This window comes from Mesorhizobium abyssinicae (assembly GCF_049887195.1).
Taxonomy (GTDB): Bacteria; Pseudomonadota; Alphaproteobacteria; order Rhizobiales; family Rhizobiaceae; genus Mesorhizobium; species Mesorhizobium abyssinicae.
Window position 1 is genome coordinate 18,498 of record NZ_JARAKC010000010.1, and the last position, 17,961, is coordinate 36,458.

The 17,961-nt window shown below is 65.1% G+C and carries 17 protein-coding genes; 11 read left to right on the forward strand and 6 right to left on the reverse strand.

The genetic code is table 11. The features are described from left to right. Nucleotides 1–24: 24 nt before the first annotated feature. The 3 genes from PU724_RS21415 to PU724_RS21425 all read right to left on the reverse strand — a co-directional run bounded on the left by PU724_RS21415 (nucleotide 25) and on the right by PU724_RS21425 (nucleotide 2,811). Nucleotides 25–852: an AraC family transcriptional regulator gene (locus PU724_RS21415; RefSeq protein WP_127286804.1), complete on the reverse strand. Its 828-nt coding sequence runs from the start codon at nucleotides 850–852 to the stop codon at nucleotides 25–27. A 161-nt stretch (nucleotides 853–1,013) separates the two neighbouring features. After that, a complete protein-coding gene (locus tag PU724_RS21420; RefSeq protein ID WP_127286805.1) occupies nucleotides 1,014–2,012 on the reverse strand; it encodes an ABC transporter permease in 999 nt (332 codons plus the stop codon). A 55-nt stretch (nucleotides 2,013–2,067) separates the two neighbouring features. After that, nucleotides 2,068–2,811 (reverse strand): ATP-binding cassette domain-containing protein, encoded by a 744-nt coding sequence (locus PU724_RS21425; RefSeq protein WP_127390979.1) that lies wholly within the window; start codon nucleotides 2,809–2,811, stop codon nucleotides 2,068–2,070. A 448-nt stretch (nucleotides 2,812–3,259) separates the two neighbouring features. Between PU724_RS21425 and PU724_RS21430 the strand changes: the two genes are divergently transcribed. Further along, nucleotides 3,260–4,249 (forward strand): sugar-binding protein, encoded by a 990-nt coding sequence (locus PU724_RS21430; RefSeq protein ID WP_126059019.1) that lies wholly within the window; start codon nucleotides 3,260–3,262, stop codon nucleotides 4,247–4,249. Nucleotides 4,250–4,456: 207 nt separating this feature from the next. Further along, nucleotides 4,457–5,236: a FadR/GntR family transcriptional regulator gene (locus PU724_RS21435; protein WP_128347023.1), complete on the forward strand. Its 780-nt coding sequence runs from the start codon at nucleotides 4,457–4,459 to the stop codon at nucleotides 5,234–5,236. Nucleotides 5,237–5,353: 117 nt separating this feature from the next. On the opposite strand, the gene PU724_RS21440 is transcribed toward PU724_RS21435, so the two are convergent. Next, nucleotides 5,354–6,292, reverse strand: coding sequence for an NAD(P)-dependent oxidoreductase (locus PU724_RS21440; protein ID WP_354423789.1), 939 nt, complete (start codon nucleotides 6,290–6,292; stop codon nucleotides 5,354–5,356). A 118-nt stretch (nucleotides 6,293–6,410) separates the two neighbouring features. Here PU724_RS21440 and PU724_RS21445 point away from each other — a divergent pair, with 118 nt between their 5' ends. Both PU724_RS21445 and PU724_RS21450 read left to right on the forward strand, forming a co-directional pair. Beyond that, nucleotides 6,411–7,307 (forward strand): NAD-dependent epimerase/dehydratase family protein, encoded by an 897-nt coding sequence (locus PU724_RS21445; RefSeq protein WP_354423787.1) that lies wholly within the window; start codon nucleotides 6,411–6,413, stop codon nucleotides 7,305–7,307. 102 nt (nucleotides 7,308–7,409) lie between these two features. Next, on the forward strand, nucleotides 7,410–8,186 hold the full coding sequence (locus tag PU724_RS21450) for a FadR/GntR family transcriptional regulator (RefSeq protein ID WP_126059023.1): 777 nt from the start codon (nucleotides 7,410–7,412) through the stop codon (nucleotides 8,184–8,186). A 20-nt stretch (nucleotides 8,187–8,206) separates the two neighbouring features. Here PU724_RS21450 and PU724_RS21455 read toward each other — a convergent pair whose 3' ends face one another. Continuing rightward, nucleotides 8,207–8,494 (reverse strand): DUF3175 domain-containing protein, encoded by a 288-nt coding sequence (locus PU724_RS21455; RefSeq protein WP_292101584.1) that lies wholly within the window; start codon nucleotides 8,492–8,494, stop codon nucleotides 8,207–8,209. Nucleotides 8,495–8,664: 170 nt separating this feature from the next. Between PU724_RS21455 and PU724_RS21460 the strand changes: the two genes are divergently transcribed. The 7 genes from PU724_RS21460 (at nucleotide 8,665) to PU724_RS21490 (ending at nucleotide 16,677) form a co-directional block, all read left to right on the forward strand. After that, the gene (locus PU724_RS21460; protein WP_354423785.1) at nucleotides 8,665–9,897 is read left to right on the forward strand and encodes an MFS transporter; all 1,233 of its coding nucleotides are present in this window, start codon (nucleotides 8,665–8,667) and stop codon (nucleotides 9,895–9,897) included. A 149-nt stretch (nucleotides 9,898–10,046) separates the two neighbouring features. Beyond that, nucleotides 10,047–11,075, forward strand: coding sequence for an HTH-type transcriptional regulator GntR (gene gntR / locus PU724_RS21465; protein WP_127285460.1), 1,029 nt, complete (start codon nucleotides 10,047–10,049; stop codon nucleotides 11,073–11,075). Nucleotides 11,076–11,380: 305 nt separating this feature from the next. Further along, complete coding sequence (locus tag PU724_RS21470; RefSeq protein ID WP_127285459.1) at nucleotides 11,381–12,505, forward strand: sugar ABC transporter substrate-binding protein; 1,125 nt, start codon at nucleotides 11,381–11,383, stop codon at nucleotides 12,503–12,505. An 81-nt stretch (nucleotides 12,506–12,586) separates the two neighbouring features. Beyond that, nucleotides 12,587–14,131 carry a sugar ABC transporter ATP-binding protein gene (locus tag PU724_RS21475; protein ID WP_354423782.1) on the forward strand — a complete coding sequence of 515 codons (1,545 nt, stop codon included), beginning with the start codon at nucleotides 12,587–12,589 and terminating at the stop codon, nucleotides 14,129–14,131. A 13-nt stretch (nucleotides 14,132–14,144) separates the two neighbouring features. After that, the gene (locus PU724_RS21480) at nucleotides 14,145–15,125 is read left to right on the forward strand and encodes an ABC transporter permease (protein ID WP_127285457.1); all 981 of its coding nucleotides are present in this window, start codon (nucleotides 14,145–14,147) and stop codon (nucleotides 15,123–15,125) included. Further along, the gene (locus PU724_RS21485) at nucleotides 15,122–16,111 is read left to right on the forward strand and encodes an ABC transporter permease (RefSeq protein WP_127285456.1); all 990 of its coding nucleotides are present in this window, start codon (nucleotides 15,122–15,124) and stop codon (nucleotides 16,109–16,111) included. The genes PU724_RS21480 and PU724_RS21485 overlap by 4 nt, the downstream gene beginning before the upstream one ends. 2 nt (nucleotides 16,112–16,113) lie before the next feature. Further along, nucleotides 16,114–16,677, forward strand: a complete 564-nt coding sequence (locus tag PU724_RS21490; RefSeq protein WP_407046112.1) for a gluconokinase — start codon at nucleotides 16,114–16,116, stop codon at nucleotides 16,675–16,677. On the opposite strand, the gene PU724_RS21495 is transcribed toward PU724_RS21490, so the two are convergent. Next, a complete protein-coding gene (locus tag PU724_RS21495) occupies nucleotides 16,672–17,820 on the reverse strand; it encodes a hypothetical protein (protein WP_127311279.1) in 1,149 nt (382 codons plus the stop codon). The genes PU724_RS21490 and PU724_RS21495 overlap by 6 nt on opposite strands. Nucleotides 17,821–17,961: the final 141 nt, after the last annotated feature.

Here is a 17,961-nt window from a genome sequence, read left to right on the forward strand (position 1 = left end):
TAGAGCCGCTGCAGCCAGGGCCGCTCAAGCCATCGCTCGCGCGGCCTCGCGATAGAGCGTCGGCGGCACGCCGACATGGTCGCGGAAGAAGCGCGAGAAATTGCCCTGGGTGGTGAAGCCGAGATTGCAGGCGACCGAGATCAGCGGTTCCTGCGACCATTGCAGCTGGCGCACGGCTTCCTCCATCCGCAGCGTGTTCCAATAGACGTTCGGCGTCAGATTGGTCTGCTCCTTGAACAGGGCGAAGAAATGCGGCCTCGACAGGCCGACGCTGCGGGCCACGTCGTCGAAGGAGATGCGTTCGCAGACATTGGCCTTCATCAGCTGGATCGCCTTGCGGACGCGGAAATCCTGCATGGTGTTGACGCGGCCGCGCGCCACATGCGGCGCCGAGGCGTCGGCGGCGTCGAGCACGCTGTCGATGAAGCGCTCGATCTCGTAATTGGCGATGTCGTCGATGCTCTCATTGTCGCTGAGATGATCAAGCAGGTGCGCCGCCGCCTGGTGCAGCCACGGCTCCAGCGTGATCGCCGCCTGCGCGAACAGCGGCGCCGACGAGGGCAGGTCACGGCGCCGGCGAGCCCAGTCGGGATCGATGTAAAAGGCGAGGAACAGGCCCGGCCTGCCATCGTGCGACAAGGCATGGCTGTGCGGCTGGAAGGAGTTGATGCCGGCGGCGGTGTCTGGTCCGAGCCGCACCGTCTCGCGGCCGATGGTCATCTCGCCGGCCGTGCCGTCCAGCCAGATGATCAGATGCGCCTCGACATGGGCATGGGTGACGAAGTCGTTGGCGACATTCAGGACAGAAACATGTCCGAACCGGCCCCAGTAGAGCCTGATCGCTTCCGTCATGGGTATATCCTCCCGCGGGCGACTGGCCTCCCTTCGCCCGCCCAGCGATTGTGCGGCGGGCGTCGGGCGCTCGTCAAGGCGCGTGCGCCAGGCCTCACAGGCGCCTTGCGCCGCACGGGCGGATTTTCAGACTGAGCGATAGGAGCCGGATCCGGTCCGGCCTAGTCGCTGCGCCGGAAGTTGCGGATACGGTCGAACAGCACTGCGAGCAGGATGGCGCCGCCGATGAAGGTGCCTTGCCAGAAGGCGTTGATGCCGAGCAGGCCGAGGCTGTTGCGGATCACCTCGATCAGCGCCGCACCGACGATGGCGCCGAAAGCGGTGCCGACGCCGCCGGCGAGGTTGGCGCCGCCGATGACGGTGGCGGCAATCACCTGCAATTCCATGCCGGTGCCGATGTTGGTGGTGACGGCGCCCAGCCAGCCGGTCTCGATGATGCCGGCAATGCCGGCGGAGAGCGCCGAGATCATGTAGACCGCGACCTTGATCTGCTTGACGGGAACACCGGTGAGCGTCGCCGCATGCTCGTTGCCACCGATGGCGAAGATGTGCCGGCCGAACTTGGTCCAGCGCAGCGTGAAGCCGGTGATCAGCGCCAGAAGGATCATGTAGAGCACCGGATTGGCGATGCCGAACACCCAGGCGCCGCCGCCCAGCGCCAGCAGCTTGTCGTGGTCCGGACCGAACTGGAAGACGACGGTGTTGTTGGAGGCGACCATGGCGAGGCTGCGCGCGATGGACAGCATGCCGAGCGTCACCACGAATGGCGGAAAGCCGAGATATGCGATCAGAATGCCGTTGAAAGCACCGATGACGAGCGCTGTCAGGATGGTGGCGAGGATGCCGACTTCGATGCCGTAGCCGGCATGCATGGTCACGGCCAGCACCATCGAGCACAGGCAAAGCACCGAGCCGACCGACAGGTCGATGCCGCCGGTGATGATGACGAAGGTCATGCCGAGCGCGACGATGGCGACGAAGGTGATGTTGCGGGTGATGTTGTAGAGGTTCTTCTGCGTGGCGAAGGCGTCGGTGGCGAAGGACAGGAACAGGCAGGCGAGGATCACCGCGATCACCACCCAGAAAGTCTGGCTGCCAAGCAGCCGCGACATGAAGGTGTGCTGCTTCTGCGCGATCGTCTGGTCAAGGGTGACTGCCATTATCGACCTTTCCTGCCGGGCCGCGCCAGCACCGTAAATTCCGGGGTTGCCGTGCTCATGCGACCTGCTCGATAGCGCCGGTGATCAGACCGGTTACCTCCTCGGGCGAGCTGGACGCGATGGTCTTGTCGGCCACTTTCCTGCCGCGCCGCATGACGATGACGCGGTCGGCGACGTCGAAGACGTCGGGCATGCGGTGGCTGATCAGCACCACCGCGATGCCCTGGTCGCGCAAATGGCGGATCAGGTTCAGGACTTCCGCGACCTGGCGTACGGAGATCGCCGCGGTCGGCTCGTCCATCAGCACGATCTTGGCCTGCGACAGCATGGTGCGGGCGATCGCCACCGCCTGGCGCTGGCCGCCCGACATCTGCTTGACGAGATCGCGCGGGCGGGTCTCGGACTTCAGTTCGGCAAAGAGTTGGCCGGCACGCTTGTACATGGCGGCATAGTCGAGGATGCGGAACGGACCGACGCCCCTGCGCAGCTCACGGCCGAGATAGACATTGGCGGCGGCGGTCAGGTTGTTGCACAGCGCCAGGTCCTGATGGACGATCTCGATGCCGTGCTGGCGGGCCTCCGCCGGCTTGTGCAGGACAAGCTCCCTGCCGTCCAGCTGCATGTTGCCATGGCTCGGGCGGAAATTGCCGGCGATCATCTTGACCAGCGTCGACTTGCCGGCGCCGTTGTCGCCCATCAGGCCGACGACCTGGCCAGGCTCGATCGACAACGACACGTCGTTGACCGCCTGGATGGCGCCGAAATGCTTCGAGATGTTGGTGAGTTCGAGAACCGCCACCAGCCTAATGCCTCCCTGTTGCGGCCTGCGGTTTTGCCGCGGCCCCGCTCTCCCCGGCTCCCCCCGGGAACGGCGATTTGGCGCATTTACGCAAATGCTCATGCAGGCGTCAATCAATTGTCGGACGAATTGAAGGAATGTTTTTGCAAAAATCCGTTTTGTAGGACAAATAGCAATTGACGTTGGCCGCAAGCCGATATTACCTAAGCATCGGAGGAAGATTATGCCGATCTTTCGACCCGGCTGGGCGGGCGGAATCGGCGGGCGCGATACCGGTCCGGGACTTGGCGGCAGTTCTCGTCAGCGCGGTTCGGCATTGCATCTGGAAATGCTTATCGGCCTGGACTGGCGGGGCACGAGCGCTCGTGAAACGATGCTCTGTTTTCGCGCACCGGGTTGATCTGCGTGGCGGGCACGCCGTGCCCGTCTGTTTCAAGGGAGGACTGATATGAGGAAATCACTTTTGCTCGCCGCTGCCGCCGTCATGGCGTTGGGCGCCGGGCCGGCACTGGCCAAGAAACAGCTCGTCATTGTGGTGAAGGGGCTCGACAACCCATTCTTCGAAGCCATTCACCAGGGCTGCGAGAAGTGGAACAAGGAAAACGCCAGCTCGGAATATGAATGCTTCTACACCGGCCCGGCATCGACTTCGGACGAGGCCGGCGAGGCCCAGATCGTGCAGGACATGCTGAGCAAGCCCGACACGGTGGCGATGGCGATTTCGCCTTCCAATGCGCCGCTGATCGCGCAGACGATCAAGACCGCCAATCCCTCGATCCCGATCATGACGGTCGATGCCGACCTTGCCAAGGAAGATGCGGGCCTTCGCAAGACCTATCTCGGCACCGACAACTATCTGATGGGCAAGAAGATCGGTGAATACATCAAGAAGGCCAAGCCCAATGGCGGCAAGATCTGCACCATCGAGGGCAATCCGGCGGCCGACAACATCCTGCGCCGCGCGCAAGGCATGCGTGACGCGCTGTCGGGCAAGGACGGTCTCGCCGCGCTTGCCGGCGAAGGCGGCTGGACGGAAGTCGCCGGCTGCCCGGTGTTCACCAATGACGACGGCGCCAAGGGCGTGCAGGCGATGACCGACATCCTCGCCGCAAATCCCGACCTCGACGCCTTCGGCATCATGGGCGGCTGGCCGCTGTTCGGCGCGCCGCAGCCCTATCGCGACCTGTTCAAGCCGATGGCCGACAAGATCGCCAGCAACGCCTTCGTCATCGGCGCCGCCGACACGATCGGCGACGAGGTGGCGATCGCCAGGGATGGTCTGGTGACCGCGCTGGTCGGCCAGCGGCCGTTCGAAATGGGCTACAAGGCGCCGTCGGTGATGATCGACCTCATCGAAGGCAAGAAGGTCGACGATCCGGTCTTCACCGGCCTCGACGAATGCACCAAGGATACGGTCGACACCTGCATCCAGAAGTAGTCCGCGATAGCGGGGCGTCCTTTCGAGGCGCCCCGTCACTTCCCTCAGGGACAAGGACAGGCAGCATTGTCGGGGCGGCAGGCTCCGGCTTTGACGCGCCCATGCGTCTTGCTTTCGACGAGACATTGGCTTTTCGACGAAGACATCGGCGGGTGCGGACAATCCCGGACAGTTTCCCAACGACAGCGCGCCGACGCCGGAACGCCGATGCCGGACGACAGATCAAGAAAGCGCGCCGCCAGTACCGGGACGATAGCCGGCCCTGCCGTTACCGCTCGACGGCCCGAGATGGCCTGGACCCCGGGGTCCAGCGTGCATGCCTCCCTGGCCAGCGAGATCGGCCTCAGGATCGTGCGCGGCGACTATCCGCCCGGCACCATCCTGCCGAACGAAGCCAAATGGTCGGAGACCTTCAACGTCAGCCGCTCGGCGGTGCGCGAAGCGATCAAGATGCTGATGGCGAAGAGCCTTTTGGCGTCGCGCCCCAAGATCGGCAGTTGGGTCGAACCGAAAGAGCGCTGGAACCTGCTCGATCGCGATGTGCTTGCCTGGTACGCGACGGCGCCGGATCGCGAGCTGTTCCTGAAGACGGTGCAGGAGTTCCGCCACATCATCGAACCGGAAGCCAGCGCCTTCGCCGCCATGCGCAGGAGCGAGGAGCAGATGGCGGAGATCAGCCAGGCCTGCCGCGAGATGGGGGCTGCCACCAACCTGCAGGAGCGCACGCGCGCCGACACGCGCTTCCACCTCGCCATCCTGCGCGCCTCCGGCAACGAGCTTCTGGTGCCGCTCGGCGTGCTGATCGAATCGGCGCTCGACCATCTGTTCGTCTTCGTCACGCGCGAGCACAGCGACCAGCGGCGGGCGCAGTCGCTGCACGAGGCCATCGAGAAGAGTATCCGCCTCAAACGCCCGGCCGCCGCCAGAAACGCCGTGCACAGGCTGCTCGCCAACACCGACGAGGTCATCCAGCGGTCGCGGCGGTGAAGCGACGTCCGTCTTCCATGGCCCGGAGCCGTTCAGCTCCAGAATCAGCGTTCCGCTCTAAGCATTTATTTTACCGAAGCCGGACGGACGACCGGTACCGCTTTTCCTGGGTCGCGCTCAGATCTTTTGCTTCACGCGGTCCTTCGACGGCATCAGGTCGACGCCGTTGACCTTGCCGATATGGGTCGCCAGCATCGGCACGAACTGCTCGGCCGGGCCGGCGGCAAAGGCGCCGGCGAAGGAGTTCTTGGTGGCGTTGCCGAGCGGGTTGGCGATGCCGGCGGCGCCCGCCATGGACTCCAGATAGGTGAGGTCCTTGAAAGCGTTGGCGATGGAGAATTTATGCGCGTCGCGGTCGCCCTCCAGCGTCCAGCGCATGAAGGTCTGATAGAAGGGGCAGTCCATGCGGCCGTTGCGGATGACGCTGTCGAAGCGCGACGGCGAGATGCCGACCTTCTCGGCCAGCGCCAGTGCCTCGGAATAAATCGCGGCGTAGCCCAGCGAGATGAAATTGTTGAGCAATTTCATGCGGTGGCCGTCGCCGGTGTCGCCGATATGGACGATACGGCCGGCCCAGGTCTCGATCACCGGCTTCACCCTGTTGAAAACCGGGTCGGGCGCGCCGACCATGGCGTCCAGCGTGCCTTCCCAGGCCTCCTTCGGCGTGCGGCTGAGCGGCGCGTCGACATAGTCGACGCCAAGCGCCTTGAGTTCGGCCGCCAGCGCCACCGTCGAGACCGGGTCGGAGGTCGAGCAATCGACGACCACGGCGCCTTGCTTCAGCCCTTCCTTCAGGCCGCCGGGGCCGCGAATGATGGCTTCGACCTCGCGCGAGCCGGTGACGCAGATGAAGACGATGTCGGATGATGCCGCCACCTCGCGTGACGTCGCCGCTTCGGTGGCGCCGCGGCCAGCCAGGTCCTCCGCCGGTTTGCGGTCCTTGCGACCGAGGAAGGTCAGCGGATAGCCCTTGTCGACGATGTTCTTGGCGATGCCGTGCCCCATCAGGCCCAGGCCGATGAAGCCGATTTTTTCGCGTGCGGCGGTGGTGGTCATGTCGTTCCGTCCTGTCTGGGGATTATCGATAATTTCGCCGTTGTTCTTGCCGCATATGGTTGCGGAATGCAATATTGTCTGACAATACACGGCAATATCGAGCGATGTGGAGAGCGAAATGACGAAGCGGATCATGTTCACCGGCGGCAGCGGCAAGGCAGGGCGGCACGTCGTGCAGTATCTGGTCGATCATGGCTGCCAGGTGCTCAACATCGACACCAAGCCGCTCGACAATCCGAAAGTGCGCACGTTGATCACCGACATCACCGACAGCGGCCAGGTGTTCAACGCGCTGTCGAGCTATATGGGCCTGCACGAGTTCGATCCGTCGCTGCGTCCGCAGCCGGTCGACGCGGTTGTGCATTTCGCCGCCATCCCGCGCATCATGATCACGCCCGACAACGAGGTGTTCCGTATCAACGCGATGGGCACCTACAATGTCATCGAGGCGGCGGTGAAACTCGGCATCCGCAAGGTGGTGGTTGCGTCCAGCGAGACGACCTACGGCCTGGTCTTCGCCAACGAGCCGCGCGATCCCAAATATTTCCCGCTCGACGAGGAGTACGACGTCGATCCAATGGACAGCTACGCGCTGTCCAAGATCGTCAACGAAAAGACGGCGCGCGCCTTCGCGCAGCGCAACGGCACCGACATCTACGCCTTGCGCATCGGCAACGTCATCGAGCCGCATGAGTATTCGCTGTTCCCGAAATGGTTCGCCGATCCGGGCTTCCGCAAGCGGATCGCCTGGAGCTATGTCGACGCCCGCGACCTTGGCCAGATCACGCTCCGCGCCATCGAGAAGGACGGGCTCGGCTACCAGGTGTTCAACGCCGCCAACGACGACACCTCGTCCGACCTGCCGACAGCGGAACTCCTGAAGCGGTTCTATCCGAACGTGCCGGTCAAGGTGGAGCTCGGCGAATACGAGACGCTGCTCTCCAACCGCAAGGCGCGCGACCTGCTCGGCTTCCGTCCGGAGCACAGCTGGCGCAAATACGTCAAAACGGCCTGATGGGGCGCAAAGCCGTGGCTGATCTGTGCACAGCCGCCGGCTTTGCGCTCCATCAGCCTTGCCGTGCTTGACAGGGTCCGAAATCCGGACTTTCTGGGGCAGATGCGGAACGGGAAGCCGAACAAAGAAAAATCACCGGAGCAGGCGGCGTCCGCCGAGCGCCAGGCCGCCATTCGCCGAGCCGATGCGCCGCGCATTCCGGGATCGAGCGTGCATGCTTCGCTGGCCAGCGAGATCGGCCTTCGGATTGTGCGCGGCGACTATCCGCCGGGCACCATCCTGCCCAACGAGGCCAAATGGTCGGAGACCTTCGACGTCAGCCGTTCGGCCGTGCGCGAGGCAATCAAGATGCTGATGGCCAAGAGCCTTTTGGCATCACGCCCGAAGATCGGCAGCTGGGTGGAGCCGAAAGAGCGCTGGAACCTGCTCGACCGCGACGTGCTTGCCTGGTACGCGACCTCGCCCGACCGCGAGGTGTTCCTGAAGACGGTGCAGGAATTCCGCCATATCATCGAGCCGGAGGCGACGGCTTTTGCCGCGATGCGGCGTACCGAAGAACAGATGGCCGAGATAAGCCAGGCCTGCCGCGAGATGGGCGAGGCGCCGACGCTGCAGGAGCGGACGCGCGCCGACACGCGCTTCCATCTCGCGATCCTGAGGGCCTCGGGCAACGACTTGCTGGTGCCGCTCGGCGTGCTGATCGAATCCGCGTTCGATCACCTGTTCAGCTACACGACGCGAGAGGTCGACGACCTGCAGCATGCGCAGAAACTGCATGAGGCGATCGAGAAGAACATCCGGCTGCAGCGGCCGGACGCGGCGCGCGCCGCGGTGCGCAAGCTGCTCGCCAACACCGATGACGTCATTAAATCGAGATAGGCCACGCGACCCGAGCGAAATCAATCGTCTCGCTCGCGGCCGAAAGCGGCACGCAGCTCGTCCTTGGCCTTCTCCAGCACTCGCTTGCGTTCCGCCGGCAGGTTGCTGCCGGCACGGTTGATGTAGAAGTTCAGCATCGACATGGCGGACTGGAACGGCTCGGCCTTGCGCCGGTCGCTGTGCTCGGCCGATCGCTTGAGCGAGGCGGCGATCTTCCTGGCATCGTCGGATTCGAAGACATGCTCCTCGAGATCCATCGCGTTGCTGTGCCCGGTCACTTCGGCCGACCATTTTCGTTTCGCGGTCATGGCAGCACTCCTTTCATGACGGAAACTCAGCGCGGAGATGTCTGTTCCCGCGGGATCCTTGCTTCTGGAGCGACGGATTTGCCTGTCGTGGCGCTGCTCGATGCCCGTCGATGCGCCGAATAGTGGGGCCGAACCGCTCGATCCCGAAAACACCGCGGACAGGAAACGCCTTGGCCACCACCTTCTCCAGCAGCGCCCAGGGCCCAGGCATCGACAGCGCCTATGCCTGGATCCGGCTCGCCATCTCGGTGGTTCTGGCGACGATCGGCGGTGTCGGCATGTGGGCGGTGGTCGTGGTGCTGCCGGCGGTGCAGGCGGAGTTCGGCGTCGATCGTGCCGCGGCCTCGATGCCTTATACCGCGACCATGGTCGGCTTTGCCGCCGGCAATGTGCTGGTCGGCCGCGCCATCGACCGGGTGGGCTACCGGATCCCGGCGCTGGTTTCCGCGACGGCGCTCGGCACCGGTTTCCTGCTCGCCTCGCTCACCAGTTCGATCCTCGGCTTCACCCTGGTCCAGGGACTTCTGATCGGCGTCGGGACGTCGGCAATCTTCGGCCCGCTGATCGCCGACATCTCGCATTGGTTCAACCGGCGCCGCGGCGTCGCGGTGACGGTTGCGGCATCGGGCAATTACCTCGCCGGGGCGGTCTGGCCCTTCGTCATGCCGACGATCATGCGGGCGGAAGGCTGGCGCTTCACCTATGCGGCGATCGGCGTCGTCTGCCTGCTCACAATGGTGCCGCTGGTGCTGATGCTGCGGCGCGGCGCTCCGCATGAAGCGATGGCCGGCACTGCCGGCGGCCGTCCGGTGCGGCCGATCTCGCTTTCGCCGTCGGCGCTGCAGCTTCTGCTGGTCGTCGCCGGCTTCGGCTGCTGCATGGCCATGTCGATGCCGCAGGTGCACATCGTCGCCTATTGCATGGACCTCGGCTATGGCATGGCGCATGGCGCCGACATGCTGTCGATCATGCTGGCGGCGGGCGTCGCCAGCCGCATCGGCTCGGGCTTCCTTGCCGATCGCATCGGCGCGGTGAGGACGCTGCTGATCGGCTCGGTGCTGCAATGCCTGTCGCTGCTGTTCTACATCCCCTTCGACGGGCTTGCCTCGCTCTATGTCGTGTCGCTGGTCTTCGGCCTGTCGCAAGGCGGCATCGTGCCCTGCTATGCGATCATCATACGCGACTACATGCCGGCAAGGGAGGCCGGCCAGCGCGTCGGCATCGTCATGATGGCCACCATCTTCGGCATGGCGGTCGGCGGCTGGATGTCGGGCTGGATCTATGATCTCACCGGCTCCTATGCCGCCGCCTTCCTCAACGGCATCGCCTGGAACCTGGTGAATCTGGCGGCCATCCTCCTGCTGATGTGGAAGGCGCGGCGCAGCGCCATGGCGATGGCCTGACGGCGGGCCGCGGGGTCCCGCCTGCTTGACAAGGGCGGCAGGCTGCGCGACGCCAGAATGGCGCGGCGAGGGATTGGCATGGCGATACCGACAAAGACCATCGTTTCGCGGCCCAGCCTGGGAGATGGCGGGGCGTCGAGGGCAGGGCGGTGACCAAGCCGCGCTCGCGCCGCGGCGGCGGCCGTCCGACCATCGCCGACGTGGCGCGCAAGGCCGGCGTCGGCGCGATCACCGTATCGCGGGCGCTGCGCGAACCGGGGCGGGTTTCGGAAGAGCTGCGCCGCCAGATCCAGGCCGCCGTCGACGAGCTCGGCTACGTTCCCGATCCGAACGCAAGGGCGCTGGCCTCGGCCCGCGCCGAGGTGTTCGGCGTACTGGTGCCGTCGCTCACCAACAACGTCTTCGCCGAGGTCGTGCGCGGCATCTATGACAGCCTGTCGGACAGTCCCTTCCGCATCCAGCTCGGCAACACCCATTATTCCGGCCTCGAAGAGGAGCGCCTCCTGCAGGTGTTCGCGCCGCAACGTCCGGCGGCTTTGATCGTGGCCGGCATCGACCAGACGCCAACCTCGCGCCGCCTGCTGGAGACGGCCGGCTGCCCGGTGGTTCAGGTCATGGAGACCGGTCCCGATCCGGTCGACATGCTGGTCGGCTTTTCGCATTTCGACGGCGGCCGGGCGGCGACCGAGCACCTGATCGAGGCGGGCTACCGGCGGGTCGGCTTCATCGGCGCCCGCATGGACCCGCGCTCGCAGCGGCGCCTGGCCGGCTATCGCGCCGCCATGGAAGCGGCGGGCCTGTTCGACCCGCGGCTGGTGACCACCACGCCACTGCTGTCCAGCGTGACGCTCGGTCGCGAGCTTCTTCGCGATGCGTTGGCCAAGATGCCGTCGCTCGACGCGGTTTTCTGCAACAATGACGATATCGCGCTTGGCGTCCTGTTCGAATGCCATCGCGCCGCTATCGAAGTTCCCAAGACCATCGGCATCGTCGGCTTCAACGATCTCGACATGATGCAGGCGGCGTTTCCGTCGGTCACCAGCATCCGCACCCATCGCTATGAAATCGGCCGCCAGGCAGTCGCCATGGCGCTGGCGGCGATCGCGGGGGAGAGGCCGCGACAGCGTGTTGTCGACCTCGGCTTCGAGCTGATGCGGCGCGAGAGCACAGCACGGTGAAACACGCAGAAGCGACTGTGCAAATGCCGGTTTACACTGCGCAATGGTAGCGCTACCAGTTGTTTCGCGCGAAAATTCAAAGCAAGATCGAGGTCTGTTTATTATATATAAGCGACAGCTCATGCTTGTTTATTATATATAATATGCTAGCTTTGTTTTCTCCTTGAGGGAGATGGAGGAGGGGCATCGGGTGGCAAACCGCCACCCTGAAAGGCGTCATGGGCAAGGCTGGAGGGCCTTCCCAGATGTGGATAGGCGCCAGAACCACGCAGCATCAAGCAGAACTGCAACCGGGAGGAATATCAATGATCAAGTCACTTGTTGGTGGCATCGTTGCCGCCACTGCATTCGTCATGCTGAGCTCATCGGCGATCGCCGAGCCGGAAGTCGTCAAGGGGCCGGCAGCCGAGCCGGATTGCTTCGCGCCGTGGGCGGCCGACACCCAGTTCTTCAAATTCCCCAAGAAGGATGGCCCGTACCGCATCGCGCTCGCCAACGGCTATATCGCCAACACCTGGCGCATCCAGATGATCCAGACGGCCAAGGCCTATGCCGCGCAGAAGGACGTCGCGGCAAAGCTGAAGGAATTCAAGGTCGTATCGACCGGCGAGGATGTCCCGGCGCAGATTTCGGCGATCAACAACTTCATCGATTCCGGCTTTGATGCGATCGTCGTCAATGCCCAGAACCCGACGGCCTTCGGGCCGGTGATCAAGCGCGCCAAGGAAGCCGGCGTCGTCCTTGTCGCCTTCGACAACATCCTCGACACCAAGGATGCCATCAACGTCAATGTCGACCAGAAGGGCCTCGGAGAACTGTGGGCCAAGTGGCTGATCAGCCATATACCCGATGGCGGCAAGATCCTTGAAGTACGCGGTGTTGCCGGTACCTCGGTCGACACCGATCGCCACAATGGCATCCATGAGGTCCTGGACGCTTCGGGCAAGAAGTGGGACGTCACCGAAGTCGCCGGCAAATGGGATGATCCGACAGCGCAGAAGGTCACCGCCGACGCCATCGCCACCAACGGTCCGTTCGTCGGCATCACCGGCCAGGGCGGCGACACCGGCATCGTGCAGGCGATGATCGATGCAAAGCATGCTTTCGTGCCGTTCGGCGGCGAGACCGAAAATGGCTTCCGCAAGTTCTGCGCGGCGCACGCCGCCGATGGCCTGAAGTGCTCGTCTGCCGGCACCGGCCCCGCCCAGGTGGCGGTCGCGATCAAGACGGCGATCTCGGCGCTCGAGGGCAACGTCGTGCCGCAATCGGTGAAACTGCCGCTGGCGATCGTCGAGGATCCGAACTTCAAGGAAGGCCAGGACTACTTCCCCGATCAGTCCGACAATTTCTTCGTCGGCAATTCCTTCCCGACCTGCGGGATCAATTTCACCGCGCAGGAAATCATGGGCCAGACCAAGGAAAACAAGTAGTCTGACCGGCCGGAGCGGCGGGCATCTCCCGCGGCTCCGGCTGCTTGCCACCTGTCGACAGCAAATTGCCTCGGAGGGCTGATGGACGGCGCGGTTCCGCTCTTTAGCATGCAAGGCATATCCAAACGCTATGGCGGCGTGCGGGCTCTGGAAAAGGCGGAGCTGTCCGTCACGGCGGGCAGCATCCATGCCATTCTCGGCGAAAACGGCGCCGGCAAGTCGACACTGATCAAGGTGATGGCCGGCGTCGTGGCGCCCGATGAGGGCCGTATGCTGCTCGACGGAAGCGAGGTGAGTTTCGCCTCGCCGGCGGCGGCCAACCGGGCGGGGATCGTCTGCATTTTCCAGGAGCTGTCGCTGATCCCCGAGCTCAGCGTCGCCGACAACATCGTCATTTCCGATCCGCCGAAGCGTTTCGGCCTGATCGACCGCAAGGCGCAGCGCCGTATCGCCGAAGAGGCGCTCGCCCGCGCCGGTGCTTCCGACATCCACCCGCTGGCGCTGGTGAAGGACCTTCCACTTTCAAGAAGGCAGATGGTCGAGATCGCCAAGGCGTTGGCCCGCAAGCCGCGCATCCTGATCCTCGACGAGGCGACCTCGGCGCTGACCGCGACCGACGTCGCCAAGATCTTCGGCGTGCTGAAGCGGCTGCGGGAAGAGGGGCTGGCGCTGCTCTACATCTCGCACCGGATGAACGAGATCGCCGAGCTTGCCGACCAGTGCACCGTCTTCCGCAACGGCCGCAACGTCGCCAGCTACGCGGCCGGCTCGAAGAGTGACAGCGAGGTCGTCGAACTGATGATCGGACGCGAATACAGCCACATCTTCCCGCCGAAGCCGGCGCGGCACGGTGCCGCCGTCCCGGTGCTGGAGGCGCGCAACCTGTGCTGGACCGACCGGCTGGACAATGTCTCGCTCACCGTCGGGGCGGGCGAGGTCGTCGGCCTCGGCGGCCTCGACGGCCAGGGCCAGCGGGAGTTGCTGCTTGCCTTCTTCGGCGTGCTGCGCGGCCTTGCCGGCGAGATACTGGTCGATGGCAAGGCGGTTTCCATCGCCAGTCCCTCAGCCGCGCGCGACGGCCGCATCGGCATGGCGCTCATCCCCGAGGACCGCAAGACCGAGGGGCTCATGCTGCCGATGACGGTGCGCGAGAACCTTTCCTTCGCGGCGCTCGACCGGCTGTCGAAGGCCGGCGTCATCGACCGCGCGACCGAGCAGCGGCTGATCGACGACATGGTGGAGCTGCTCGCGATCAAGACCGCCGGCCTCGACATTCCGGTCGGCGCGCTGTCGGGCGGCAACCAGCAGAAGGTCGTCATCGCCAAATGGCTGATGCGGCAGCCGCGCATCGTCTTGCTCAACGACCCGACACGCGGCATCGATGTCGGCACCAAGCAGGAACTCTACCAACTGATGCGCAAGCTCGCCGACGCCGGGGCCGCGATCCTGTTCTATTCGACCGACTATGACGAACTGATCGGCTGCTGCAACCGGGTGCTGGTGCTCTATGACGGGGCGGTCAAGCGCGAGCTGGTCGGTGCCGAGATCACCGAGCATGCGCTGATCGCCAGCGCGCTCAACATCCACGGCGAGGGCGCCGGTCCGCTGCAGGGAGAGGGCGCATGAAGGGGATCGTAGCGTGAAGGATTGGCGTTACTGGCTGGCCGAGCAACGCGGAACGTTGCTCGCACTCGGTATCTTCGTCGCCATGTTCGCGATCTACAGCGCGAACCATCCGGCCGGCTTTACCGCCAATGTCGTGCAGACGGCCGCCAACAAAGGCGTGCTGCTTGCCTTCGTCGCCATGGCGCAGACACTGGTGGTGATCACCGCCGGCATCGACCTTTCGGTCGGCATGATCTTCACGCTGACCAATTGCCTGGCTTCCTGGCTGGTGATCGGCACCGGCCTCGAGACCGCCTTCGGCGTCATCGCCGTGCTCGGCACCGGGCTCGTCTGCGGCGCCATCAACGGCGCCATCGTCATCTATGGACGGCTGCAGCCGATCGTCGCCACCATCGCCACCGGTGCCGTCTATTTCGGCCTCGCGCTGCTGCTGCGGCCGTTTCCCGGCGGTTCGGTCAATGAGGATCTTGCCGACGCCCTCACCGGGCGGCTGTTCGGCCTGGTCCCGGCGAGCCTGGTCGCGCTGGCGGTCGTTGTGCTGATCGTGTGGGTGCCGTTCAGCCGCTCGGAGCTTGGCCGCGCGGCCTACGCCGCCGGCTCCTCGGAAACCGCCGCCTACATGTCGGGCGTGCCGATCCGGCGCGGAAAATTCGTCGCCTACACGCTTGCCGGGCTGCTGGCCGCGATCGGCGGGCTGTTCCTGACCTTCTTCACCTATACGGGCGACGCCGCCTATGCCAGCGGCAACGCCTACACGCTGTTTTCGATCGCCGCCGTGGTGCTCGGCGGCGTCTCGCTGTTCGGCGGCAAGGGCAGCGCGCTCGGCGCGATCTTCGGCGCGCTGGCCTTCCGCACCATCGGCGACCTGCTCTTCGTCTTCGACCTCGACCCGCTCTGGCAGCCGCTGTTCCAGGGCGTTATCCTGCTGATCGCGGTCAGCCTCGGCGCCTTCGCCCTGTTCAGGGTCCGCAACCGGCTGGAGTGGTTCCTGTGAGCGATACGACCCTCATCGGCGGCATTGCCGGGCGCATGCCGAAATTCCTTCGCCGCGCCGATCCGGCCGTCGTCACCGCCTTCGCCTGCATCGTGCTGCTCCTGCTTGTCGGCAGCCTCTATTCGCGCAGCTTCCTGTCGCCGGAATATCTGCTGCAGCAGCTCAAGGTGGCATCGTTCCTCGGCGTCATCGCCACCGGCATGATGCTGGTCATCCTGCTCGGCCAGATCGACCTGTCGGTGCCATGGTCGGTGGCGGTCGGCGCCATGATGGCGTGCGCGGCCGCGGCTTACGGGCCGCTCGGGTCGGTGCTCGCCATCCCGTTCGGCATTGTCTGCGGCATCGCGATCGGCGTCGTCAACGGCATCGGCGTCGCGTACCTGCGCATCCCCTCGATGATCATCACGCTGGCCACCAATGCCGTCGCGCAAGGGCTGATGGTGGTCTACACGGGAGGCTTCTCGCCGCAGGATTCGGCAACGCCGGCGATGCGCTATCTGGCGACCGGCTTTGCCATTCCGGCGGTGCCCAACGCCGTCATCATCTGGGCGCTGATCGGAGCGGCCATGGTCTTCCTGCTGACCCGCACCGGATTCGGCCGCGCCGTCTACGGCATCGGTAACCGGGAGCGCGCCGCCTATCTTTCGGGCATCGACACACGCCGCGTGGTGATGGTCGCCTTCGCGGTTTCTGGCGGGCTCTCGGCCTTTGGCGGCGTGCTTTTGGCCGGTTACGCTTCGAAGGCGGCGCAGTCGATGGGCGATGCCTATCTGTTGCCGTCGATCGCTGCTGTTGTGCTCGGCGGCACCTCGATCCTTGGCGGACGCGGTTCCTATCTGGGCACCGTCGCAGGCGTCATCCTGATCACGCTTCTGCAGTCCATCCTCTCGGTCATGCAGATGCCGGAGGCAGGGCGGCAGATCGTCTACGGCGTGGTCATCGTCGTCATGCTCCTGCTCTACGGCCGGGCGCCGGCGAGCCGCTGACCGTGACCGAAAAAGCTGGACCGCTGCCGAGCGAGGCACGGACGAGCGACGCCCGACCGCCACTGGCCATCGTGGCGATGGGGGTGGCCGGCTGTGGCAAGTCCGCAGTCGGCGAGTCGCTGGCGGCGGCGCTGGGTGCGGCATTCGTCGAGGGCGACAGGCTGCATCCGCCCGAGAACGTGGCGCGCATGGCAAGCGGTGAGCCGCTCACCGACGAATTGCGCGCCGGCTGGCTGGATGCGATCGGGGGGCGTATCGCGGCCGCGATCGCCGACGGGCAGAGCGTGGTCGCCGCCTGCTCGGCGCTGAAGCGCGGCTACCGCGCGCGACTGCTCGGCTTTTGCCCGGAGCTGCGCTTCGTCTATCTGGAAATCGATGCGGAAACCGCCAGGCGCCGTGTCGGCAGCCGCAAGGGGCATTTCATGCCGGCGAGCCTGGTCGACAGCCAGTTCGCCACGCTCGAAGCGCCGACGGCGGATGAACCGGCGTTGACCGTGGACGGCACCGGCCCGATCTCCGACATCGTCGCCGGCGTGCTTGACGAACTCAGGACAAAGACCTCATGAGGATATGTCGGCGCCCGCGTCCGTCGTGTCGCCCGACCGCTCGGTGAACCTCTGGGCGCCTGCCCATACCATCATCTGTTCCGGGTACAATTTCATCGCCTCCAGGAGGCGATCGCGCTTGAGCAGGATGTAGCGCGCCTGCGTTTCGAGGTTCTTCGCCGCCATGTCCCTTGTCGCGGCGGATGCCGGCCTTGCCGGCGGCGCCAGTTCGGGGCTGATGACCGCGCGGTATTCGCGAAAGGGCACGGTCTCGAAGGTCGACATGGCAAACAGCGCCGTTCCGCCTCGCGCGGCGAAGTTTGCCGGAGCCGAGGCCAGTTGGGTCCAGCCGCTTTCCCCGATGCCGACTTCTGTGAAGGTGGTGCCCGCGTGGGTCGTGTTGGTCATCAGGACGATGCCGTTTTCCCTCAGCATGCGTTGCATGCGCACCGTCACCTGGTAGGCATCGCCGCGCTCGAAGACGACCCGGCTTTTGAGGTAGCGGTTCTCCACCGCGATCAGCGGCCGGTTGAGGAAACGCAGGCCGAAAACCGAGTCTGAAAAGCCGTGGAAGTTGACGCTGACCTGGTGCGTTTCGAGGCCGGCGGCATGCAGGGCCCGCTTGCCGATGATGGTCTGGGCGGTGAACTGATCGCACCAGATGATGGCGCCGCGGCCGCGCCGCAGCGCCGCGCGCAGGCCCTCAAGCCCTTCCAGCCGGATTTCCGGCGACCAGCCGTGGCCGGTGAGGTGCGCGGCAAGCAGCAATTGCCGGCGATGAACAGCGGCAAGCAATTGCCTGAACAGCGCTTGCGCATCGACGCGGTCGCCAAGGACGGTGCGGACCGCTGCGGCGTAGCGTGGAAAATCCTTGCGGAGATGGCGCTTCAGCCGAAGCTTCGAACTCCAGGCGCAGATCGGCGCCCACCAGACGACCGGCAGTGTCGCGGCGACGACGAGAAGGAAAGAAAAGAGCAGGCTTTCGCGAAGATCGCGGTTCGAGAAGCGGCGCAGCCGGCCGGGCCCGACCAGCCTGCGGCTGAAGAAGCGCACCGCTTCGCCACGCTCCGGCACCGGCACGTCGGCGATGATCTCGGTGTGATGGACGGGGGACGATCTCCTGCGGTCGGCCCTGCGGGATTTTCCGAACCACGGCAGCCTCATCGGATCGGTGTCCCGCCTGTTCCTGGTTGCGTCCGAAAGGCCGCTCTACTGCGTCCATGGCCGCTGCGCAATCGGGCACGAGCATTCGAGCGCCCAGGGGACGGGCGCAGGCCTTGATGCGGAGCTTCAGGTCCGGGCTAA